The organism is Proteus sp. G2669 (assembly GCF_009915245.1).
In the GTDB taxonomy this organism is placed as follows: domain Bacteria; phylum Pseudomonadota; class Gammaproteobacteria; order Enterobacterales; family Enterobacteriaceae; genus Proteus.
Map to the genome: position 1 here is coordinate 226,893 of NZ_JAABLX010000041.1, position 22,179 is coordinate 249,071.

At 38.1% G+C, this 22,179-nt stretch carries 22 protein-coding genes; 16 read left to right on the top strand and 6 right to left on the bottom strand.

Going from position 1 to position 22,179, the window contains the following annotated elements; genetic code table 11:
* Positions 1-22: 22 nt before the first annotated feature.
* Positions 23-871 carry a helix-turn-helix domain-containing protein gene (locus GWI68_RS11555; RefSeq protein ID WP_109408570.1) on the top strand — a complete coding sequence of 283 codons (849 nt, stop codon included), beginning with the start codon at positions 23-25 and terminating at the stop codon, positions 869-871.
* 45 nt (positions 872-916) lie between these two features.
* Here the strand turns inward: GWI68_RS11555 and rhaM are convergent, their stop codons facing one another.
* From rhaM to rhaB, 5 genes are all read right to left on the bottom strand, one after another.
* Complete coding sequence (gene rhaM / locus GWI68_RS11560; protein ID WP_109408571.1) at positions 917-1,231, bottom strand: L-rhamnose mutarotase; 315 nt, start codon at positions 1,229-1,231, stop codon at positions 917-919.
* A gap of 75 nt (positions 1,232-1,306) precedes the next feature.
* Positions 1,307-2,341 (bottom strand): L-rhamnose/proton symporter RhaT, encoded by a 1,035-nt coding sequence (gene rhaT / locus GWI68_RS11565; RefSeq protein ID WP_109408572.1) that lies wholly within the window; start codon positions 2,339-2,341, stop codon positions 1,307-1,309.
* A 75-nt stretch (positions 2,342-2,416) separates the two neighbouring features.
* Positions 2,417-3,238, bottom strand: coding sequence for a rhamnulose-1-phosphate aldolase (rhaD, locus tag GWI68_RS11570; RefSeq protein ID WP_166540352.1), 822 nt, complete (start codon positions 3,236-3,238; stop codon positions 2,417-2,419).
* Positions 3,239-3,248: 10 nt separating this feature from the next.
* A complete protein-coding gene (locus tag GWI68_RS11575) occupies positions 3,249-4,499 on the bottom strand; it encodes an L-rhamnose isomerase (protein ID WP_166540353.1) in 1,251 nt (416 codons plus the stop codon).
* A 37-nt stretch (positions 4,500-4,536) separates the two neighbouring features.
* Positions 4,537-5,994, bottom strand: coding sequence for a rhamnulokinase (rhaB, locus tag GWI68_RS11580; RefSeq protein ID WP_166540354.1), 1,458 nt, complete (start codon positions 5,992-5,994; stop codon positions 4,537-4,539).
* Positions 5,995-6,263: 269 nt separating this feature from the next.
* Here rhaB and murQ point away from each other — a divergent pair, with 269 nt between their 5' ends.
* The 11 genes from murQ to ilvN all read left to right on the top strand — a co-directional run bounded on the left by murQ (position 6,264) and on the right by ilvN (position 16,793).
* The gene (murQ, locus tag GWI68_RS11585; protein ID WP_166540377.1) at positions 6,264-7,175 is read left to right on the top strand and encodes an N-acetylmuramic acid 6-phosphate etherase; all 912 of its coding nucleotides are present in this window, start codon (positions 6,264-6,266) and stop codon (positions 7,173-7,175) included.
* A gap of 42 nt (positions 7,176-7,217) precedes the next feature.
* Positions 7,218-8,582, top strand: coding sequence for a PTS transporter subunit EIIC (locus GWI68_RS11590; protein ID WP_166540355.1), 1,365 nt, complete (start codon positions 7,218-7,220; stop codon positions 8,580-8,582).
* 24 nt (positions 8,583-8,606) lie between these two features.
* Positions 8,607-9,458 carry a MurR/RpiR family transcriptional regulator gene (locus tag GWI68_RS11595; RefSeq protein WP_166540356.1) on the top strand — a complete coding sequence of 284 codons (852 nt, stop codon included), beginning with the start codon at positions 8,607-8,609 and terminating at the stop codon, positions 9,456-9,458.
* On the top strand, positions 9,458-10,246 hold the full coding sequence (locus GWI68_RS11600) for a sulfite exporter TauE/SafE family protein (protein ID WP_166540357.1): 789 nt from the start codon (positions 9,458-9,460) through the stop codon (positions 10,244-10,246). The genes GWI68_RS11595 and GWI68_RS11600 overlap by 1 nt, the downstream gene beginning before the upstream one ends.
* A gap of 306 nt (positions 10,247-10,552) precedes the next feature.
* On the top strand, positions 10,553-10,654 hold the full coding sequence (speFL, locus tag GWI68_RS20580) for a leader peptide SpeFL (protein WP_109372621.1): 102 nt from the start codon (positions 10,553-10,555) through the stop codon (positions 10,652-10,654).
* Positions 10,655-10,789: 135 nt separating this feature from the next.
* Entirely contained in the window at positions 10,790-11,782 is a 993-nt protein-coding gene (gene argF, locus GWI68_RS11610) for an ornithine carbamoyltransferase (protein WP_166540358.1), read from the top strand.
* 15 nt (positions 11,783-11,797) lie between these two features.
* Entirely contained in the window at positions 11,798-12,745 is a 948-nt protein-coding gene (gene arcC, locus GWI68_RS11615; RefSeq protein WP_166540359.1) for a carbamate kinase, read from the top strand.
* A gap of 101 nt (positions 12,746-12,846) precedes the next feature.
* Positions 12,847-14,358, top strand: coding sequence for a YfcC family protein (locus tag GWI68_RS11620; protein ID WP_166540360.1), 1,512 nt, complete (start codon positions 12,847-12,849; stop codon positions 14,356-14,358).
* Positions 14,359-14,600: 242 nt separating this feature from the next.
* A complete protein-coding gene (gene ivbL / locus GWI68_RS11625) occupies positions 14,601-14,699 on the top strand; it encodes an ilvB operon leader peptide IvbL (protein WP_071788573.1) in 99 nt (32 codons plus the stop codon).
* Positions 14,700-14,807: 108 nt separating this feature from the next.
* Positions 14,808-16,505 carry an acetolactate synthase large subunit gene (gene ilvB / locus GWI68_RS11630; RefSeq protein WP_166540361.1) on the top strand — a complete coding sequence of 566 codons (1,698 nt, stop codon included), beginning with the start codon at positions 14,808-14,810 and terminating at the stop codon, positions 16,503-16,505.
* A 3-nt stretch (positions 16,506-16,508) separates the two neighbouring features.
* Positions 16,509-16,793: an acetolactate synthase small subunit gene (ilvN, locus tag GWI68_RS11635; protein ID WP_006535577.1), complete on the top strand. Its 285-nt coding sequence runs from the start codon at positions 16,509-16,511 to the stop codon at positions 16,791-16,793.
* Positions 16,794-16,840: 47 nt separating this feature from the next.
* On the opposite strand, the gene GWI68_RS11640 is transcribed toward ilvN, so the two are convergent.
* Positions 16,841-17,419, bottom strand: coding sequence for an XRE family transcriptional regulator (locus tag GWI68_RS11640; protein ID WP_069368071.1), 579 nt, complete (start codon positions 17,417-17,419; stop codon positions 16,841-16,843).
* A gap of 184 nt (positions 17,420-17,603) precedes the next feature.
* Between GWI68_RS11640 and GWI68_RS11645 the strand changes: the two genes are divergently transcribed.
* The 4 genes from GWI68_RS11645 (at position 17,604) to GWI68_RS11660 (ending at position 22,077) form a co-directional block, all read left to right on the top strand.
* Positions 17,604-18,350: a sulfite exporter TauE/SafE family protein gene (locus tag GWI68_RS11645; protein WP_109408583.1), complete on the top strand. Its 747-nt coding sequence runs from the start codon at positions 17,604-17,606 to the stop codon at positions 18,348-18,350.
* 200 nt (positions 18,351-18,550) lie between these two features.
* Entirely contained in the window at positions 18,551-19,744 is a 1,194-nt protein-coding gene (locus GWI68_RS11650; RefSeq protein WP_166540362.1) for an MFS transporter, read from the top strand.
* A gap of 441 nt (positions 19,745-20,185) precedes the next feature.
* Positions 20,186-21,568: an S-type pyocin domain-containing protein gene (locus GWI68_RS11655; protein WP_166540363.1), complete on the top strand. Its 1,383-nt coding sequence runs from the start codon at positions 20,186-20,188 to the stop codon at positions 21,566-21,568.
* Positions 21,565-22,077, top strand: a complete 513-nt coding sequence (locus GWI68_RS11660; RefSeq protein WP_166540364.1) for a DUF6392 family protein — start codon at positions 21,565-21,567, stop codon at positions 22,075-22,077. Before GWI68_RS11655 ends, GWI68_RS11660 begins: the two co-directional genes overlap by 4 nt.
* The last annotated feature ends 102 nt before the right edge of the window (positions 22,078-22,179 follow it).

Here is a 22,179-nt window from a genome sequence, read left to right on the forward strand (position 1 = left end):
TTTTAAGTATTTGGGAGTGCTCATGAATAACACTATTTTATCCCTAAAAAGTAATAATTATTTTATTTGTGATGAGAATACGATCACAATAGAAAAAAGAAAATCGCAAGAGAGTTTTGTTATTCATGATCATGATTTTAATGAATTAGTTATAGTTTTCTCCGGAAATGGCATTCACACATGGAATGGGGACGATTACCCTATTACTTGTGGTGACTTTTTTTATATTAATGCGAATGATAGGCACGGTTATTATTCAGTTAATCAGTTAAAATTAGTTAATATATTGTATAAACCTGAAAAGCTACTGTTTAATAAAGAAATATCAAAATATCTTCCTTTAGTAACAGAAATAAAAGAAATGCGCCAATGGAAATTGCCACCTTCTTGTTTGTCTCAATTTATTCCTATTATCGAACAAATAGATAAAGAGTGTCGTAAGCCGGATAGTATTTCAATTCACTTATGTGAATCACTTTTCTTGCAATTTATCTTACTGATTTCTCGTTATCGCTATCAGCCCAATAATTCACCGGTAAGTTCTGTACATTTGATTGATATTTTAATTACAAGACTAAATCAAAGCATATCAATGCCATTTTCTTTAAATGAATTTGCACAGGAACATCATGTTGCCTCTCGTTCATTATACCGATTATTTAAATCAAATACGGGAATGACAGTCACCGGTTATTTACAACAATTGCGTTTATGTCATGCTGCAACGTTATTAAGAACAACGGATTTATTAATTAGTGATATTGCTGCACAATGCGGTTATGAAGATAGTAATTATTTTTCATCTGTCTTTCATAAAAAAATGAATATTACTGCGAGAGATTACCGGCAAAATTTTCATAACAAGAAATAAATTAGATGGGCGATATTATTCAAATATCACCCAAAAATGAACAGGTTACTTAAGAAAGAATACTTCGTGTAAATTATCACTGATAGGGCTGTTATCTGGATTGGATGGCATAACATCTGACATGTATTTCCACCATTTTTGGCAAATTTCTGTATTAGCGACAGCATTCCATTGCACTTCTGACTCAATTTGCACATAACCAAAAAGTAGGTTTCTTTTTTTATCAAGAAAGATGGAATAATTATGGGCACCATGGGCTTTTAACGTTGCTTCAAGTTCTTGCCAAATCGGGTTATGTCGTTGTTGATACTCTTGATGAGAATTAGCATTAACTTGCATCACAAAGGCTTTTCTTATCATGGTTCACCTCTTGATTAAGATAAGATTTTTATCAGGAAATATCAGGGCTAATGTACATTAACCCTGATAATGGATTTATGCAGCCATGCCTAAACCCACAATATTGGCAGCAAGAATGATCACTAAACAACCCAGCGATAAAATGCGTACAGGTTTTCTTCCAGTATCTTTCCACTCTTTTAATATTAAACCGACGATACCACCACATAAAACATAGAAACTCATGTGTAGCATCCAGCTCATAAAGCCGTATTCTGTTGGGATATTGGCATGTCCCCACGCATAAAAGAAGAATTGGAAATACCACATACCACCACCTAAGATGGCAAATAAGATATTACTAATCAGGAGCGCTTTAGGGACAGAAATATCAAGTTTGAAAGAAAGATCTTTTTTACACATTAAGCGGCTAAAACAGTAACCTAAGTTAATTAATGCACCGCCACCCATAATCACTACATAGCTTGGTAAAGCCACATAAAGAGATGAAACGCCTAATTGTGATGCAACTTCATGCATAGGAACTGCTGCGCTCATCGCAAATGACATACCAGCAGAAAAAATACCGCACATCACAGCTAACAATAAGCCTTTTTTCAGATCAAACTCTTCAGCTTGAACACCAGTTGCACGCTCTTTTAAAAGTCCCGCATAAGAGACTATAGCCACACCAATTAGGGCAATAGCTACTCCAGCTAAAGTCAGTTTTCCTCCCGTTGAAGCAACAAGCTCGCCGAATTTACCTTGAATAATTGGTGTCATTAATGTGCCAACAATTAATGTGATCCCAATGGCTATACCAATTCCCATCGACATTCCCAAATAGCGCATTGTCAGACCGTAACCAATATTTCCCACTCCCCACATTGCACCGAATAAAAAGACAGGTAATAGGATTTCACTACCAAAAGACGCGTAATATGACCAAAAATCAGGGAGCAATAAGTAGCTGATTGTCCAAGGTAAAATTATCCAAGAAAATATTCCAGCCACAGACCACATGGTTTCCCATGACCATCTTTTAACTTTTTTCAGTGGAGCATAAAAACATGCAGCGGAGGCGGCACCGACAAAGTGCCAGAAAATGCCTAATATAATTCCACTACCCATGAGTTTTTCCTCATACCATTATTATTGTGTTTTTCTTTGTGACAAAGGAACGACTCTGTCACAAAGAAATAGGTGTTATTTCAGTGCTTCGCGCATTGGAGAAACATTAAAACGTTTAGCTAATGCAATGAGATTTTCGGTAGAGATAGTCTGCTTTTTTCCCCCCATAGAGAGCACTTTAACCAGAATTTCAGCTGATTTTTCAGCGGTATCAATTAAGCCAAATGCATCATCAAGGGTCGGGCCTGAGCCAAAAATGCCATGGAATGGCCATAAAACCAGCCCATGTTTTTCCATTTGTCGTGCTGTTTCAAGCCCAATGCCATCTGTTCCGGGTACCATCCAAGGGAAAACGCCAATACCATCTGGGAATACAACTAAACATTCGGTGCTCATTTCCCAAAGTTGACGTGTGATCGTGGCACTATCGAGCGGTAGTACGTAGCTAAGGGCAATTAAGTTTGTCGCATGGCAATGCATAATGACGCGATTTTGCCCTTGAGTAACTTTTAAGCGTGTAATATGTGACTGAAAATGGGCTGCAAATTCAGAAGTAGGAACGCCACCATTAATCAATCCCCAAATAATGTGATAACCCTGACCTTCTTCATCAATTTTTACTAATCCCAAGGTATCTTCGGGATCTAGTGCTACGTTGCGAAAAAACTTACCTGATCCTGTCACGATAAAATATTGATTTGCTAATTCTTTAACGGGTTCTGTGACTTCGATATAACGTGGTGTTGAATAAAAGTCTCCTTGATAAGGTAAAACTTCCTCAGGTGTTAAACGTAAGCTGACATTCCCGCCATTACGTTCATCCCAGCCTTTTAACCACATATCACTGGTCGCTTTGATCATGCCTTGCACAAAACAAGATGTGAGAATTTTTTGCATGGTGATCACCTTATCTTTTTGATAAAACACTATTTTCATAATGACGAACTTCTTGTAACCACTTATCACCAACAGGAACATTTTGGCGTTCACAATATTCGTCCCAAACCGCTTGCCAAGGCAGTGCTTTTTGTTCTTCCAATAAGGCTAGGCGAGCTGTGAAATCACCATCAATTTCTAATTGTCGTAACATTGGCGTTGGTTCGAGTAAGGCTCGTAACAATGCTTTTTTCATATTACGTGTACCAATAACCCAAGCAGCGATACGGTTAATAGAAGCATCAAAGAAATCGAGACCGATATGAACACGGTTTTGTAAGTTATGTCTGATGATTTCATTTGCGATCGCCTGAGTTTCATCATCAAGTAAAATAACGTGGTCGCTATCCCAACGAACAGGGCGACTCACATGGAGAAGTAAGCGTTCAACGTAAGGCATCACCGCAGAAATTTTGTCTGAAATAACTTCTGTTGGGTGAAAATGTCCTGCATCTAAACAAAGTGCAGTTTGACGAGTAATGGCGTAGCCAAGGTAAAACTCACTAGAGCCAGCGGTATAAGATTCAGCGCCAATACCAAATAATTTACTTTCGACAGCATCAATATGATGTTTAGTGGAGAGTTTCTCGCTAATCGCTTCATCAAGCGCTTCAACAAGACGTTGTCTTGGGGCGTAGCGATCGATAGGAGTGTCTTTCATACCATCAGGTATCCAGATGTTCATCACCGAAGCCGTATTTAGTGACTCGCCAAAATAGGCTGATATGCGACGGCATGCTTTGGTATGACCAATCCAGTAATCGCGGATCTCTTTATTGGCGTGCGTTAATGTAGCTTCAAGGCTTAAAGGATGAGAGAAAAACGAAGGATTAAAGTCGAGCCCAATGTTTTGTTGTTTTGCCCATTCAACCCAATTAGCAAAATGCACAGGTTTGATTTCATTGCGTTCAACAGGTGTATCGGATTCTAAATAAAGGGCATGAAGATTAACTCTTTTTGAGCCAGGAATAAGGCTCATTGCTTTTTCCATATCCGCACGTAGTTCCGTAGCATTACGCGCTTTACCCGGATAGTTCCCCGTTGCTTGAATGCCGCCAGTTAATGTGGTATTTGAAGGTTCAAATCCTGAGACGTCATCACCTTGCCAGCAATGAATAGACACAGGTAATACATCCATTGCCTGAATAGCTTTTTCTGTATCAACACCTATCTGTGAAAAACGTTGTTTGGCAAGTTGATAGCTCTCTTTAATGTTAGACATGGCACTTTCCTTATCCGTCAATCGCGTGTAAAAATATTTAGTGTTTAATTTCAATGAGTTGTAAAAATGATTGCCACGTATTTTTGTTTAGTGGCGCTTGGGGCATAAACGTGGTGTGAGTGGTGTTTTGGCTTATTAAGTGGCGAAAATGGCTGATATCTTCAATCTCATTTAGCGCAATGAGTTGTAAGCCCACATTACCTAATGTTGACGCTTCGATAGGGCCCGTAATAACGGGAATTCCACAGGTGTTGGCGCAAAGTTGGTTAAGCAGCGCATTTTGACTACCGCCCCCAACGATATGTAATTGTGTTAGTTGTGTAAAATTAAGTGATTGTAATTCAAGGAAAACATAGCGATAAAGTAGCGCTAAGCTGTCAAAAATACAGCGTGACAATTGTGCTGGTGTGTTAGGAACAGATTTTCCCTGTTGTTGGCAATAGTCTTGGATTGCTTTACTCATTGAATCTGGATTGAGAAAGCATTCATCATTGGGATTAATTAAGTAAGTAAAAGGTGTGATGTGTTCGACATCATTAATTAATGCAGCAATATCAGTAATGTTGTGTTCTTTACAAATTGACTGAAATAACCACAGCCCCATAATATTTTTAAGAACACGATAACGACCTTCAACACCTCCTTCATTAGTGATATTTGCATGCAATGATTGGGTTGAAACACAAGGTGTGAAGCGTTCAATTCCCATTAGAGACCATGTTCCTGAACTTAAATAAGCGCACTGTTGATTTTTTAACGGTGTAGCAATTACTGCACTCGCCGTATCATGACTGGCAACGGAAATAACAGGAATTGCCTCGTTTTTACTATTTTTCCAATAACCAATCGTATTTCCGGGTTGTTTAATGGGCATAAACCAATGATGAGGAAGTTGCAGATAATCAAGCAGTGCTTTATTCCAATCTCCTGTGTTTATATCGATTAATTGTGATGTGGTGGCATTTGTATATTCACAATTAAGCTTGCCAGTTAAACGGTAAGCCAGGTAATCGGGGATCATCACAAAATGAGCCACACTCTCTAGCCATGGCGGGGTTTCAAGTTGCATAGCTTTCAGTTGATAGAGAGTATTAAAAGGAAGGAATTGAATACCAGTTTGTTGATAGATCCATTCAGCACTGAGATCGCTTTGCACTTGTTGCATCACATTTTCAGTGCGTTTATCACGATAAGAATAACTTAGACCAATACGCTCTCCTTGTGCGTTTAGTAGCACATAATCAACGCCCCAAGTATCAATACCAATGCTGCTTATAACAATATTTTGCTGTTCTATTAAAGATAAGCCTGTACGGATATGATGCTCTAATAAATCCAGATCCCAACAAGTATGACTTTCATTCATAGCAAAACGATTAGTAAAGCGGTGAATTTCAGTCAGTGATAATTGCTGATGGACTTTATCAAAACTGGCTAACATGACGCGACCACTTGAAGCACCAAGATCGATAGCAACGGTGTAGCAGATACTCATAGTCTAAATTCCTGTGATATAGAAATTGAAACTATCTTAAGAAGCGGGCAAAAATGATGCGTTAAACATTCTGCCAATAAACTGAAAAGTTGGCAGAATAACCAAAGTCGACGTGATGTTATTCACAATTTCATTAATCAGATTTCAAACAGATCCGTTATGGCTTTTTTATAATGTGATTCATTTCACACCATCATGACAAATAGGATTGAAATATAATTTCATTGGATGTAGTTTTAATTGAAATTTAATTTCATGAGGTTGTTGTGATGAAAGAAGATGCATTGAGCCAATGTCTTAAAAATGAAAGTAACCAAGAAACAACCCAATTTTCAGAGTTAAGTGCATTGGAATTGGTCACATTAATCAATAGTGCAGATATGACGGTTGCAAATGCAGTCAAAAAAGAATTACCCGCTATTGCCAATGCGGTAGAAAAAATCACTGAACGTTTACAAAAAGGTGGGCGTATATTTTATGTCGGTGCAGGAACGAGTGGCCGATTAGCTGTATTAGACAGTGCCGAATGTCCGCCAACTTTTGGTGTACCTTCTACATTAGTGCAGGCAATTATTGCAGGTGGTCATGATGCAATGTTAAAAGCGGTTGAAAATATTGAAGATAGCCAAGAAGCGGCAATTGAAGAGCTTCAACGTCGTCATGTCAGTGATAAAGATGTTGTTATTGGTATTGCCGCAAGCGGTCGAACTCCCTTTACGGTTGCAGCGTTGCAATATGGTAAGAAACTAAAAGCGTTGACTATCTCTATTACCACGCGTGGCAAAAGTATGATGAGTGAAATTGCTGACTTATCTATTGCGCCAGATGTGGGCGCAGAGGTATTAACAGGCTCTACAAGAATGAAAAGCGGCACGGCTCAAAAAATGATTTTGGGTATGTTAAGCACCAGCGTAATGACTAAGCTTGGAAAAGTGCATAAAAACCTGATGGTGGATGTGATCGCGAGTAATGAGAAATTACAACGTCGTGCTGAAGGTATTGTCAGCGAAGTGTGCGGAATTTCTAATGAAAGAGCCAGAACGCTGTTACAAATGGTTAATTATCATCCTAGAAAAGCCATTTTAATGTATGAACTTCACTTGAGTGTGGAGAAAGTTGATCAAATTACACAGCAATATCCTAATCGTTCGCTACAACAGCAACTTGCCTTATTTAATTAATAACAATATGAGTAAATACTCTGAACTTTAGCAGGCACACATATGGCTAATAAAATAGAACACCTCGACACGTTAGCAATAGAAATAGAAAAACACGCTGGTGGGGTTCAAAATGTGGCAACCCTAACACATTGTATGACTCGCATTCGATTGATTTTAAAAGATAGTTCACTATTTAATGCTGATGCTTTAAAACAAGTCGAAGGCGTTAAAGGTGTTGTATTTAATGGCGAACAGCATCAAGTGATTGTCGGAATGGGAACCGCCGCAAAAGTTTATTCTATTATGAATAAACGTATGCAAAATAGTTCAGCAAGTAGTGAAGATAAGCCTGCGTCAACACCAGTGAAAAAAGGCTTCTCGATACGCCGCATGTTAAATACATTAGCGGCTATTTTTGTTCCGACAATTCCTGCTTTAATTGGCTGCGGTTTGATTATGGGGCTAATTAATATTATCCGTTTAGTCGCACCGGGCTTAGTTGAGCAATTCCCTGAGCTATTTAAATTATTCAAATTAATTGGTAGTACGGTATTTGCCTATCTTTCTATTATGATTGGGATAAATACAGCTAAAGAGTTGGGAGCGTCAACTTCGATTGGTGCGGTAATGGCGGGGTTATTAGCCATGCCGGGGCTTGCTGATATCACTTTATTTGGCGAGAAATTACAGCCAAACAGTGGCGGGATTTTTGCGGTATTAATGGTGGTGGTGTTCTCTTCAAAACTAGAATTATGGTTTCGTAGCATCGTTAAAGAGAGTCTTGATCTTATCTTAACGCCGTTTGTGACGATTTTAGTCTCTTCACTGGTGGCGATTATGATATTCCAACCTATTGGCCATTATCTTAATCAGTTATTAGCGCAAGGCGTATCATTATCACTATTAAATCAAGGTGGTGGTGCGGTAGTTACTGGGGCTGCCTTAGGAGGAAGTTTCTTATTTTTACTCTTAACAGGATTACATCAAGGGTTAATTCCTATTCATACCGAAATCTTAAATACTTTTGGTTTAAATTACCTGTTCCCTATTTTAGCGATGGGCGGAATGGGACAAGTAGGCTCTTGTTTTTGGGTTTATCTACGTACTAAAAATCTACGTTTAAAGAAAACATTAATGGGCGCATTACCTGTGGGTATTTTCGGTGTCGGTGAGCCGCTATTATTTGGTGTTTCTCTTCCATTAGGAAAACCTTTTGTGGCGGGATGTATTGGTGGTGCTGCTGGTGGCGCATTAATGGCATATTTCCAAGTTGGGATCATTATTCCATTTGGTACTGCTGGGTTATCATTAATTCCGTTAGTCGGTGATGGGCAAATTATTAAGTTCCTGATCGCGGTATTAGGCGCATGGATTGTCGGTTTTATTGCCAGTATGCTAATGGGATTTACGGATCCAGAGAAATAAGTCAGAAATAAAAAGGATAACAGAATGTCGACACTGACCAAAAAGCTTGAAAATTTGCTAATACAGGGCAAAGGTACAGAACAACGTATTGCTCATTATCTATTAGAAAATAGTGAGAATATTGCCAGTATGAATGCGGCTGAATTGGCACTTAAAGCCGGTGTAAGCAGTGCTTCTGTTATCCGTTTCTCTCGTCAAATGGGATATCGTGGTTATCCTGAATTTAAAATTGATTACCTTTCAGAAGAAAAGCAACAAAAAAGCAGTGGCGATATTCTCTATGGTAATTTAGCGAAAACAGATCCAACAGAATTAATTATTTCAAAAACAGGCCATCTATTTACTAGTGCTATTCAGGACTCATTGGCTTTGTTAGATCCTAATTGTATTGATCTGCTGGCTGAAAAAATGGTCTCAGCTAAACGCATTGTCCTGTTTGGTATTGGCGCCTCTGCGGTCGTAGCAAGTGATATTTTTCATAAGCTTATTCGCGTGAATAAAAACGCCTTATTTAGTTCGGATCTTCATGCTCAATTGGCTTATTCTGCCAATTTATCAGTTGATGACTTTGCTATCGCGGTTACCGCACGAGGCAATACTGCTGATATTAATCGTATGTTGAAATCGGCAAAGAATGAAGGCTGTTTAACGGTGGCATTAACTCGTTTTGGGCAAGATGAAGCGACGCGATTATCTGATTATACGTTGCCTTATTTCTATGACGAACAGCACTCTCAATTAGGTGTCATCACGCCACAAGTTTTACAAATGGTGGCTTTTGATGTGTTATTTTTTAAATATATGACACTGGCGAGTGAGTCAGCAGAAAAAGCCTTATTAAAAGGACGAAAAGCTGTCATGCAAGGAAATCAATAATGTTACTTATCACCACATTAGCGGTAGGTGCTGCTATTGGTTTAATTATTAGCACAACGGGCGTGGGTGGCGGTGTTATTGTTTTACCTGTATTGACGTATTTTTTTGGTATGAATGCATTAATGGCTGTGGCGACTGCAAATTTATTATCTATGTTGATGAAAGTCACCTCGTCTTATATGCATTTTCGCCTTGGCAATATTCCTTTTAAAAGAGCAATGATTGTATTAGGAATAATGCTACCAAGTACCTTTTTGGCTAGTGTTTTGGTTAATTATTTAGGTTCATTAGAGCAGTATCAGCAACAAGTAGAGTGGGGAATTAATGCGCTTGTGGTGGGTGCGATTGTTTTTTCTCTCTTTCTCTTTGTACAGAGAATGTTTTTCTCATTACCTCCCGTTGTGGTTGAAAATACAAAGCTAGCGCCTTTAAATATTAAAGCACTTTTACTTCCTGCGGTTATGGCTGGGGTTATTTTAGGTGCAACTGGTGTAGGGGGCGGTGTAGTTGTATTACCGTTATTGCTACGTTATGCAAATCTCTCTATTAAGCAGGCCATTGGTACTTCTATATTTACCACAACATTGTTATCGGGATCTTCTGCACTGGCTTATATGCAAGACGGGCATACGGATATTCATTTAGCGCTTTTGTTATTTTTAGGCTCGTTGATCTCTATTCCGCTGTCTAAATGGTTGCTGATAAGAATGCCTGATAGGGTGTTTCAGTATGCGACTTTAATTTTAATTATTTGTAGTGCTGTAATGATGCTAGCTAAATTATTTTAATGTTAAATCACATCAATAATATTAACATTTATAAAATATAATAAATAATAACAAAATAAAGTCTAATGGTTTTTCTTGGTTTATTTTATATTATCTTGCTAATTTAATTGAGATAGTCTTCTAATATAAATTTTATTCTCCATGTAATATATGTGTGTTAATGAAGTGTTTGATTTATTATTTGTTTTTAATGAGATATGATTTTAGTCATAAATAGATAATTGAGATGATAATCACATTAATGTTAATTCCTATATGTTTCACTGTAACCCTCATTTAATACCTATAGATGAAGGTACTAGTATTATGGAAAATAATAATAGGAAAACACCTCATATTAGACGTATTGCCCACATTATGATGTATAAACAACGTCAATGTTTTCATTTCTCCGTTTTTAACGGGTAAGCCCTCTATTCATACAATTAAAATATAAAGCATATTTCCTAATAACGGGTGTTATTGGGGAAGCCTCTATTTTTTATAAATAACAAATCATTTTCAACTCTATTATTATCAGAATAATTAGGAGATAGGATTATTATGTCTATTAATATTAAAGGTAGAAGTTTTTTAAAATTACTCGACTTTTCATCAGCTGAAATTCAATATTTATTAAAGCTTTCTAAACATTTTAAATCATTAAAAATGGCGGGTATGCCTCATCGCTCTTTAGAAGGTAAAAATATCGTTTTATTATTTGAAAAAACCTCAACACGCACACGTTGTGCCTTTGAAGTTGCGGGTTATGATTTAGGAATGGGGGTGACTTACCTTGATCCTGGTTCATCACAAATGGGGAAAAAAGAGTCTATTGAAGATACTGCGCGTGTGTTAGGGCGTTTCTATGATGGTATTGAATATCGTGGATTTGATCAGTCATTAGTTGAAGAATTGGCAGCGAAATCAGGAGTACCTGTATGGAATGGCCTTACCGATAAATTCCATCCAACTCAAATGTTGGCGGATATGCTAACAGTTGAAGAAAATTTTGGTCATTTAAAAGGGCTTAAACTGACTTTCTTTGGTGATGCTCGCAATAACGTTGCTAACTCTTTAATGGTAGTCTGTGCGAAATTAGGCTTACATTTTACCGCATGTGGGCCAGCATCTTTAATGCCAGAAGAGCAACTAGTGAAAGAATGTCGTGCAATCGCGGCAGAAAACGAAGGTTCTATCACGTTAACCGAAGATATTGAAAAAGGAGCAAAAGACGCGGATGTTCTCTATACCGATATTTGGGTTTCAATGGGTGAGCCAGATAGTGTATGGGGTGAGCGTATTCGTTTATTAAAATCCTATCAAGTTAATGGATCTATGATGAAAATGGCAAATCCTCACGCTATTTTCTTACACTGTTTACCTTCATTCCATGACCGCTTAACAACTATTGGTGAAGATATTTATCAAAAATTTGGCTTGAGTGAAATGGAAGTGGCAGACGATGTTTTTGAGTCTCGCCAATCAAAAGTTTTCGATCAAGCTGAAAACCGTATGCATACCATTAAAGCCGTTATGTTCGCGACTTTGAGCTAAAGCAAGGAGTTAACAATGCCTAAAAAGGTATTTATTGCTTTAGGGGGAAATGCACTGGGCAGTACGCCACTAGAGCAAAAACAGATAGTACGAAAAACCGCAAAGCCGATTGTAGATTTGGTTGAGAAAGGCTACCAAGTCATTATTGGTCATGGAAATGGTCCGCAAGTTGGGATGATCAATTTAGCTATGGATTATGCATCGCAACAGAATATTGGCACGCCTTATATGCCATTTGCTGAATGTGGTGCCATGAGCCAAGGCTATATCGGCTATCATCTACAACAGGCGATTAATGACGAGTTATGTACGAGAAATCTGAATAAAGATCATGGCTGTGCGACCATTGTGACGCAAGTAGTTGTTGATAAAAACGATCCTGCTTTTTTATCACCCACAAAACCCATTGGCGCGTTTTATACTCAACAGCAAGCTGAGGCTATCCAAAAAGAGCATGGTTTCCACTTTATGGAAGATGCAGGGCGTGGATATCGTCGAGTTATTCCATCACCCAAACCGTTAGAAATTGTAGAATCACCGATTATTAAACAGTTAGTTGAACGCAATATTGTGGTGATCACGGTTGGCGGAGGTGGTATTCCCGTTATTCGAAAAGGAGAGTTATTAGAAGGTATTGATGCTGTTATTGATAAAGATAACTCCAGTGCTAAATTAGCTGTCGAATTAAAAGCAGATATTTTATTAATATTAACGGCTGTTGATAAAGTGGCAATTAATTTTAATAAACCAGAGCAAATGAATTTAGATAAATTAACACTCTCTCAAGCACAAGAATATATTTCTCAAGGACAATTTGCTAAAGGAAGTATGTTACCTAAAGTTGAAGCTTGTCTTAATTTTCTAAAAGAAAGTCACAAGGATGCTCAAGCAATTATTACTTCTTTAGATAATGCATTATCTGCTTTAGAAGGAAAAACAGGCACAACAATTATCTCTAATTAATATTGTTTTTATTATTCCAAATTTAATTCTAAAAATAAACACTGCCAGTTAGATATTATTTCTACTGGCAGAGTTACCTCTTATTTAAGTCGAGGGCGCTTATGAAACTTAAAAAGTTTGCGTTTCCGACCGCATTTACTATTTTATTTGCAATTACAGTAATTGTGGTTGGCTTAACGTGGATTATTCCAGCTGGCGAATATCAAAGATTAAGTTATAACTCAACAGAGCCATCATTAGTGGTTGCGAAAATAGATGGTTCTCATGAAGTATTACCTGCAACTCAAGCGACATTAAATGATTTAAATGTCTCTATTGAAATTAATAAATTTACTGATGGAACAATTAAAAAACCGATAGCGATACCTGGAACCTATGAACGCGTAGCACAGCAACCCAAAGGGATAATGGATATTACCGAAAGTATGGTGAAAGGGACGATAGAGGGGGCTGATGTTATTGTTTTCATTCTTGTTTTGGGGGGGCTTATTGGGGTTGTTAATAAAACTGGTGCATTCAATGCGGGCTTAACAGCACTGGCAAATCGAACCAAAGGTAAAGAGTTTTTAGTGGTATTTGGTGTCACGATTATATTATCCATAGGCGGGACAAGTTGTGGGATTGAAGAAGAAGCCGTTGCCTTTTATCCCATATTAGTCCCTATATTCTTAATATTGGGTTATGACGCTATTGTGTGTGTCGGAGCTATTTTTCTAGCTTCGTCAATGGGGGCTGGGTTTTCAACAGTTAATCCATTCTCTGTGGTCATTGCCTCAAATGCATCAGGAATAAGTTTTATTGAAGGGATCGGCTTTCGTACTATTGGCTTAGTGATTGGTACGATTGGCGTTTTGGTTTATTTATACTGGTATTGTAAAAAAATTAAAAAAGATCCTGCTTTTTCTTATAATTATGAGAATGCCGAAAGTTTTAAACAACGTTTTTTAAGTAATTACGATCCTAATGAGATATTAGAATTTTCGTGGCGTCGTAAAGTGATCCTCTGCTTATTTGTTGCCGCTTTTCCTATTATGGTTTGGGGCGTCATGGATATGGGCTGGTGGTTTCCACAAATGGCTGCTCTCTTTTTAGCCATTGCCATCATCATTATTTTTCTCTCTGGATTAAAAGAAAAAACGGCCATTGATGGATTTATTCATGGGGCATCTGAGTTAGTAGGCGTTTCATTAATTATTGGTTTAGCGCGAGGTGTTAACCTTGTGATGGAACAAGGTAAAATTGCCGATACTATCCTTGAGTTTATGTCTCATATGGTTGCAGGAATGCCACCAAGCTTGTTCTTATTAGCACAGCTCGTTGTTTTTATTTGTTTAGGTTTTATTGTTCCTTCCTCTTCTGGCCTTGCGGTTTTAGCGATGCCAATTATGGCGCCATTAGCAGACGCAGTCGGTGTTCCTCGTTATATGGTGGTGTCAGCGTATAACTGGGGGCAATATATTATGTTGTTCTTAGCGCCTACCGGACTGGTGTTAGCGACCTTGCAAATGTTAGATATCTCCTATAACAAATGGCTTAAATTTATTATGCCGATGGTGGTATTTATGTTTGTACTTTCGGCAACATTACTCTTGGTTCAAGTTGCGTTTTTATAAAATTGAGTGGGTGTGTTTACGCAGATAAAAGGATTTTTGGTTATTCTGTAATATGAAATTAATCTGGTTTTTTGTGCTGTTATCGTCATTATTTTTTGATTTTTATTAGAAGTGATCTAGCTCTCGTTTTTAGTGGTGATAAAAAATAAACCGAAAAAAAAGGTTGTTAATTTGTAGAAGTTATGTTTTTTTAAATACAGATAACACGTAAACACATCATTAAATTAATTGATAGGTAACCCATGATCATCACTACTCTACTACAAAGCCTACGACTAACAGCGCACATCGCGGCTGTGGTTGTCGTGCGTGTGGTGGTGGTCGTCGGCAAAGCGCCGTAACGGGTCCGAATCAACACAGTTTCGAAACCCCGCCGGCGCACTAACCGGGCGGGGTTTTTCATTTCTACCTGCCCATCAAGTCCGGCTTAAAACAAAGGACAGATAAAAATGGGTGATCAACAAGAAAACGCCACAACAAGTAGAACGTTTACTGGCGCACAATTAATCGTTTATTTACTGGAACGACAAGGCATTACGACCGTTGCGGGTATTCCTGGTGGGGCTGCGCTTCCGTTGTATGACGCATTGAGCCAAAGTAAATCTATTCGACATATCTTAACTCGCCATGAACAAGGTGCTGGTTTTATTGCACAAGGGATTGCCCGTGCAAATGGTAAACCTGCTGTTTGTATTGCTTCGAGTGGGCCGGGTGCGACAAATTTAGTAACAGCAATTGCCGATGCTAAGCTTGATTCTATTCCTTTAGTTTGTATTACAGGTCAGGTATCTTCAGCGATGATTGGAACTGATGCTTTCCAAGAAGTTGATACTTACGGCATGTCTATTCCCATTACTAAACATAACTATTTAGTTCGTGATATTGCTGAGTTACCTGAAATTATTTGTGATGCGTTTCGTTTAGCAATGTCAGGAAGACCGGGGCCTGTTTGGGTTGACGTACCAAAAGATATTCAACAAGCCAAAATTACATTAGAAGCGTTACCGCCTATTCCACAAAAAGATCCTGTTCCCGCGTTTAATACTGATTTAGTGATACAAGCGGCGCAAATGATTAATCAGGCTAAAAACCCTGTTTTATATTTAGGTGGGGGGATCATTAGCTCTGAAGCATGTAAAGAAGCAATTGAATTAGCAGAGAAAAATAATCTGCCAACAACCATGACCTTAATGGGGTTAGGATTAATGCCACCTTCGCATCCACTGTATTTGGGAATGTTGGGTATGCATGCGACTCGTAGTACCAATTTTATTTTGGAAGAAGCGGATCTGTTGATTGTATTAGGGGCTAGATTTGACGATCGTGCCATTGGTAAAGCCGAGAAGTTTTGCCCTAATGCTAAAATTATTCATGTTGATATCGATCGCGCTGAAATTAGTAAGATCAAACGCCCTGATATTGCGATCCACGCCGATGCGAAATCCGTATTATCACTGTTATTACCATTGATTAATACAAACAAGCGTAATGAATGGATAGAACGTGTTACGACACTGAAACAAGAATATCCATTAGAAATGAAAAACTCTGAAAATATTCTGAGTGGTTACGGTATTGTATTGGCGGCCGCAAATTGCGTAGATGATGATGCGATTATTACGACTGACGTAGGGCAACACCAAATGTGGGTAGCGCAAGCGTATCCGTTAAATCGACCTCGACAATGGTTAACGTCTGGTGGTTTAGGTACGATGGGCTTCGGTTTACCTGCTGCAATTGGTGCCGCATTAGCTGAGCCAGGTAAGAAAATCCTCTGCTTCTCAGGGGATGGCAGTATTATGATGAATATTCAAGAACTTGCCACTGCGGCTGAACACCAATTAGATATCAAAATTATTTTGATTAATAATCAGGCATTAGGATTAGTGCATCAGCAACAAACACTGTTTTTTGAAGAGCGCATTTATGCGGCGGCTTACCCTTACCAAACAGATTTTATCCGTATTGCACAAGGTTTTGGTTTAGATACCTGTGACTTAAATCAAGAAGCAGATCCCGCCAGTGCATTGCAAGCTGCTATTGAAAAACCAGGCCCTTGCTTAATTCACGTTATGATTGATATCCACGAAAAAGTATTCCCGATGGTTCCACCTGGGGCTGCAAATATTGAGATGATAGGAGCTTAATTTATGTCAAACCAATCACAACCTATCGCGCTGGAATTGATTGTTCGCAACCATCCCGGTGTTATGACCCATATTTGTGGTCTATTTGCTCGTCGCGCATTTAACGTCGATGGCATTTTGTGTTTACCAATGAAAAATAGCGATAAAAGCCGGATTTGGCTATTAGTGCAAAAAGATGATCGCCTAATGCAGATGGTGAGTCAGGTAGAAAAGCTTGAAGACGTAAAAGAAGTGAGATTCAGCGATGACTTACGTGTTTTTGAGCAAATGGAAAGTTATTTAAATTAATGTAGATTGGCTCTCTCTTTATCATTAAGAGCGAGCCAATATAGTGCTTAAGGGCGATGATGGTAATGCTGTTGATTTGGGCTAGACATAATTACAGAGGCGCGCAAATGGCCTTCTACACAAATATAAGAGTGGGGCGCATTACCATGAAAAGCATAAAAATCACCAGTTTCTAATAAAACCGTTTCGTCGTTATCAAAACGCATCATTAATTTACCAGAATAGACCATGATGTGTTCTTGAGTACCATCAGCGTGAGCAGGGCTATTAATAATCGCGCCATGCTTCATCTCGATATGCCAAATCTCAGTAATATTGCCGATACCAATACGGAATTTAAACTCTTGGGCATAATCACCCACGATAGGTTTATGTCGTTCTAAGCGAGGGTACTCTTCGCGTGTAAAACTAAATAAATCTCCCAAAGGAAAGCCAAGGGCTATCGCGATAGCCTCTAAGGTATCGATTCTAGGATTAGAATCACCGGATTCTAATTTTGACAATGCTGCCTTGGATATTCCTGACTTTCTTGATAACTCATTAAGTGACAAGTTTCGAGATTGTCTTAATTGTTTAACTTTATTACCAAGGTATTCATTTGTTTTTTTAGGAGGTTGTGGGTTCATTGCCAATTTAAAATATCGTTAGTTTAAAAGTGTCATTCCGATTAGATAATAACACTAATTAACCGTATTCGGAAAAATGAGGTTCTGTTTCTGCTGTATTTTGTGAATAGTCTTACGATCACTGTTCGATTTTTACTAGTTACGCTAATATCTTTGCGTAAATGATAACTATTCAAGGTTTTTTATGATGGAATTGCTCAGTTGGGCTGATATTTTTATTTGTCTATTCACCTTATTTTTTGCTTACGTGATTTTTGGTATGGCAGGATTTGGATCAGCATTAATTGCAGGGCCAGTCTTGGCGCTTTATTTACCATTGCCAATGATAGTTCCTTTATTGGCACTAATCGATTTAAGCGCAGCTATAGTGAATGTCGCAAGGGATGGTAAGCAGGCTGATTTTAAAGAGATCCGTTATCTTATCCCGCTTATTATTATTGGTAGCCTTGTTGGGGCAACAATTTTATTAACCACACGTCCTGATTTACTCTCTCTTCTTTTAGGTCTATTTGCTGCTTGTTATGCAATTTATGCACTGTTTTGGAAAAAACAAGAAAGCCAATTTTCTCAACGCTTAGTTTATCCTTTTGGATTAATCGGCGGTGTATTTAGCGCGTTGTTTGGTAGTGGGGGATTTTTATATGCGATTTACTTGTCAGGCAGAATTGCAGACAAAAATAAGTTTCGCATTACACAAACAACGTTGATCGGTTTTAGCACATTAACTCGAGTGGTGATTTTTTTATTTGCAGGAATTTATTGGCAATTAGATATTCTTAAATTAGCTGTTATTTTCTTACCAGCCATGTTTGCAGGTGTTTGGTTAGGGCGAAATTTAACATTACGTATGTCGAAAGCACGATTTATGAGTGTGATTTATACTATTGTATTGATATCTGGTGCTGTGCTTATTTACCGTTATTTTTCTTAAGTGTTGTAAGATAAATGACGGCGAAGTGAGAATATTGTGAAAGGCAAAGATCTTCGTGAGTCAAATGGAGATCTTTCTCTGATTAATGTTGTTTTTTAAGCATGTTTATCTATTTCTTATCCCCTATAATACAACAATATTTTATTTAACCCCCTTTCTTTTATTACAGAGGTTTCTGTTATTCACAGAAACAAAATAACATGTCACATCAAAATTATCGCCAATCTGAAATTTTTGCGATAACAACTATCACGGTAAGCATTGGCGTTATCGGGATTGTTATCGGATTAACTATTCCCATGGTTGCACTACGTCTTAATTTAGCGGGTATTAGCGAATCTATCATCGGACTTATTTCTGCCGCGCCAGCTATTGGGATGTTAATTATTTCACCTTTTGCTCGGCGTATTGTGCAATGGATTGGTAAACGCTTTGCGATGCTTTTAGCAACCATTATTTCTGCAATCAGTTTATTACCCTTAATGGGAAGCTTACCGCTAGAGTTGTTATTTCCTTTACGACTTATCACTGGTATTGCCAGTGGTGTGATGATTTGTTTAGGAGAGACGTGGATTAATGAGCTTTCACCAGATAATAAACGTGGGCGAATTTTAGCGGTATATACTACGGTATTTACTATCAGCCAGTTATTAGGGCCTTCAATTATTGCGCTTTATGGCGTCGCAGATAAAACACCTATTTTAATTAGTGTCTTTATTCATATTATCTCTATTGCCCTGTTTTTAATGATGGATCAGAAAACAGGAGATAAATTACCAAAAGATACGCAAGAGCCGAATTTTTCTATTATTCGTTTTGTTAAAGTTGCACCCGCAATCTGCGGCGGTATTGTTTTCTTTGCTTTTTTTGATGGTACCGTACTTTCTATGTTTCCTATTTATGGCCTAAGTATGGGACATACTGAAGCTATTGCAGCCATGATGATAAGTGCTATTTTAGCCGGTGACGCCATTATGCAAATGCCATTTGGCTGGCTTGCTGATCATATGAACAGAACGCGGTTATATCGAATTTGTGGTGTGGTGACTTTACTCGCAAGCTTATTATTACCGATCACGATGTCTCATACATTTTTGATTTGGCCTCTATTACTGGTGCTGGGGGCAACAGCGGGTGCGATATACACCATTGCATTAGTACAAATAGGGCAATATTTCTCAGGTAATGATCTGATGGTTGCAAATGCGTCTGCGGCGATGTTATGGGGAATTGGTAATTTGTCTGGGCCTTTGCTGGCTGGCGCGTTGTCAGAAATTTCTTCATCTTCACTACCATTTTTATTGGTTGCCATGACTGGCTTATTCTTAATATCAACGATGGAACGTTGGAATCTAGGCGTTGAAGCACTCAATAGTAGTAGTAGCTCATCTTAATATCATTCCTCTTCTATCGTATTCCATTTAGGGTGTTAGGAGTGCGATAGAGGAAATCTCTTTTTTCTTCATTTCTAAATATTTAACTTTATCTTATTGTTTTTTATAAATGATTATAATTATATTTCGTAATTGTACTTATTTTAAAATTTATTAAGAATAATCTAGAAATGCCTATATTGAACAGAAAGTCGTTTGCTAAAACAACACTTATTCATCTAACGTTAGAAGTAGAAGACGACATTATCTTCAGATAAAAATAACGAATACTGCAAACCATTGATCGCCACACATAGGGAACGAGCGGTATTATTTATCTAAGTAACTGATTAATAATGGATAAATATACCTATTTATTATCTTATTTGAAGTGAATTCAATAAAAACAATTAATTAAGATATTTTCATTTCACTTAATACTATTGTTTTAGGAAGTAATGAATGCCGGAATATTTTATTCATAGACGAAGAGATGAAGATAAAGGAAAAACGACAGCAGGAGGTCAGGTAACTCCTGTTTCTGTTTCCATAGCGTCAGCTAAACTTTTCATGGAAGCGCGTTCACTATCCTATGCGTCACCTAAATCCATCATATTACCTAAGCCTATCTTTAAACCTACCCCCGTGCCTTATCAAGGTGTCCTCAATGCCGTTAAAGATATTGCGATTGCCTCTCGATGGGGGGTTTTAGGCTTACTTTTTCACTCTGAGCCTGCTGGAGATCCAAACGAAGACCAACTATTCATCAGTAGAATGATAAATTCGCCCCTTTTAGTCGGCGGTTTTTCTCGATCACCTCAGACAGTCAAAGGACAAAATTATACGGAAGAAGCCACTTTACGGCAGCTTGCTCATAAAAAAAGCACCGTCATCACGGGCGTTCGATTCAGGATTGTTGATGATGAAAGTACAGGATATGCCACCAAGGTCGCTGGGTATGTTGTCAATGAAGCCAGCGGACTCAATCATGTCAGAGTCCGATTTGCTGAGCGTCATGAAGATGGCACAGCAACATTCTTAGATCCTGATATTGAAGGAACATTTCATTGGGACATGGTAGGGAATACCGCAGAATATATCCCCTCAAACACCAGTGATGCTTTTCATGCCGTTAAGTTTAGTTTGGATAATGGACGACAAGAAACGCTTATTCATGATGGGGGTGAGTTTGGCTATACAACGCCCCCACTCCCGTTACCTGAACCTCAAGAAATTTGGCGCTTACCGAACCCTATTCCTGAACAATCGCTGAATGCGCCTCCTGGTTTTCCTGAAGAACGACAAGAAGGTTGGGTCGAAACCTTTCCCTTGGAAGAAGACGATTTTAATGATTTTATTATTGTCGACCCTTGGGGGGAAGTGCCCGCCATTTATGTCTATTTTCAAAAAAGAATCGTGAATTTTTTAGAAGTCGACTATTACGGAAATTTAAAAAAACTCTCTAAAGGGGGAATTTATGAAGTTGACCATATTCCGTCAAAAGCCGCAGTCGAAATTTATTTAAGAAATATAGATTCAGAAATAAGTGATACTCAATTAGATATAGCATTAGATAACGTGGCATCCGTTGCTATCCCTAAATCCGTACACCAAAAATGCAGTGAAACCTACGGTGGCAGAAATAATACTTGGGTTGAATTAAACGATGACACAAAACTGCGTCGAAAAGAGTATGACGGTCAGGATTTAAAAGAAGCGGTTGAACGAAATTGGGAAATAGAGCGACGATGTTTAAAAGCAGAATATAATACTCCTGATGAAGAATTAGATAAGGTTTTGGCAGAATTACACCGATTAAATAGAGAGGAAGGATTATATCAATGAGTGTGAATATTGAAGCCTTAGTACGGCGATTAGGGGATACCTATGATGAACTTTATGATGATGGGTTAATTCCTTATAAAACTAAACCACGAGGCAATTCGGGTGATATCACCTTAAAGTTACGGATGAGCAAAGAATATGTTTTTTTATCATTTAAAAACCCATTAAAAACGCTCTCTCAAATTACACTGACATTAATCCCTGATAATATGAAAAACGGTTGGGTATTCCCCAATAAAATCCCGTTTGGGTTAGAACAGGTTATGACCGACCAATGGCTTTATCAACATATAGGTAATCCAATTAAGCGAACGCCTGAGAGGTATATTTTAAAAAGTTTTTTTTTAGGAAAAACAGAAGTATTTACATTAAAAGAAATGACCAATTCAAATCAAAAAGTCGCTTTAATAGCGAGTTTTCATCCTACCATGAAAAATTTTGTTCAAGAAATAACGTTTGAGCTATTAGAAAAGTTAGAGGAACGCTGGAAACCTACCCCCTTCAAATAATCCCTTTTATATAAAACGGGCGAGTGAGTTGGCGAAAACCGTCCGTTTATCCATACTCACGTCGTTCAAAACGATTTTAAGGCATGATCACCCTATCAAATA

What these genes read in the sequence shown, in the direction of transcription:
- rhaM (WP_109408571.1), bottom strand. Translation starts at nt 1,231, where the DNA reads ATGATAAGAAAAGCCTTTGTGATGCAAGTTAATGCTAATTCTCATCAA.
- ilvN (WP_006535577.1), top strand. Translation starts at nt 16,509, where the DNA reads ATGTCAAACCAATCACAACCTATCGCGCTGGAATTGATTGTTCGCAAC.
- GWI68_RS11640 (WP_069368071.1), bottom strand. Translation starts at nt 17,419, where the DNA reads ATGAACCCACAACCTCCTAAAAAAACAAATGAATACCTTGGTAATAAA.
- GWI68_RS11600 (WP_166540357.1), top strand. Translation starts at nt 9,458, where the DNA reads ATGTTACTTATCACCACATTAGCGGTAGGTGCTGCTATTGGTTTAATT.
- GWI68_RS11590 (WP_166540355.1), top strand. Translation starts at nt 7,218, where the DNA reads ATGGCTAATAAAATAGAACACCTCGACACGTTAGCAATAGAAATAGAA.
- argF (WP_166540358.1), top strand. Translation starts at nt 10,790, where the DNA reads ATGTCTATTAATATTAAAGGTAGAAGTTTTTTAAAATTACTCGACTTT.
- GWI68_RS11645 (WP_109408583.1), top strand. Translation starts at nt 17,604, where the DNA reads ATGATGGAATTGCTCAGTTGGGCTGATATTTTTATTTGTCTATTCACC.
- GWI68_RS11655 (WP_166540363.1), top strand. Translation starts at nt 20,186, where the DNA reads ATGCCGGAATATTTTATTCATAGACGAAGAGATGAAGATAAAGGAAAA.
- GWI68_RS11575 (WP_166540353.1), bottom strand. Translation starts at nt 4,499, where the DNA reads ATGTCTAACATTAAAGAGAGCTATCAACTTGCCAAACAACGTTTTTCA.
- ilvB (WP_166540361.1), top strand. Translation starts at nt 14,808, where the DNA reads ATGGGTGATCAACAAGAAAACGCCACAACAAGTAGAACGTTTACTGGC.
- GWI68_RS11555 (WP_109408570.1), top strand. Translation starts at nt 23, where the DNA reads ATGAATAACACTATTTTATCCCTAAAAAGTAATAATTATTTTATTTGT.
- arcC (WP_166540359.1), top strand. Translation starts at nt 11,798, where the DNA reads ATGCCTAAAAAGGTATTTATTGCTTTAGGGGGAAATGCACTGGGCAGT.
- rhaD (WP_166540352.1), bottom strand. Translation starts at nt 3,238, where the DNA reads ATGCAAAAAATTCTCACATCTTGTTTTGTGCAAGGCATGATCAAAGCG.
- rhaT (WP_109408572.1), bottom strand. Translation starts at nt 2,341, where the DNA reads ATGGGTAGTGGAATTATATTAGGCATTTTCTGGCACTTTGTCGGTGCC.
- GWI68_RS11595 (WP_166540356.1), top strand. Translation starts at nt 8,607, where the DNA reads ATGTCGACACTGACCAAAAAGCTTGAAAATTTGCTAATACAGGGCAAA.
- GWI68_RS11620 (WP_166540360.1), top strand. Translation starts at nt 12,847, where the DNA reads ATGAAACTTAAAAAGTTTGCGTTTCCGACCGCATTTACTATTTTATTT.
- speFL (WP_109372621.1), top strand. Translation starts at nt 10,553, where the DNA reads ATGGAAAATAATAATAGGAAAACACCTCATATTAGACGTATTGCCCAC.
- ivbL (WP_071788573.1), top strand. Translation starts at nt 14,601, where the DNA reads ATGATCATCACTACTCTACTACAAAGCCTACGACTAACAGCGCACATC.
- GWI68_RS11660 (WP_166540364.1), top strand. Translation starts at nt 21,565, where the DNA reads ATGAGTGTGAATATTGAAGCCTTAGTACGGCGATTAGGGGATACCTAT.
- rhaB (WP_166540354.1), bottom strand. Translation starts at nt 5,994, where the DNA reads ATGAGTATCTGCTACACCGTTGCTATCGATCTTGGTGCTTCAAGTGGT.
- murQ (WP_166540377.1), top strand. Translation starts at nt 6,264, where the DNA reads ATGAAAGAAGATGCATTGAGCCAATGTCTTAAAAATGAAAGTAACCAA.
- GWI68_RS11650 (WP_166540362.1), top strand. Translation starts at nt 18,551, where the DNA reads ATGTCACATCAAAATTATCGCCAATCTGAAATTTTTGCGATAACAACT.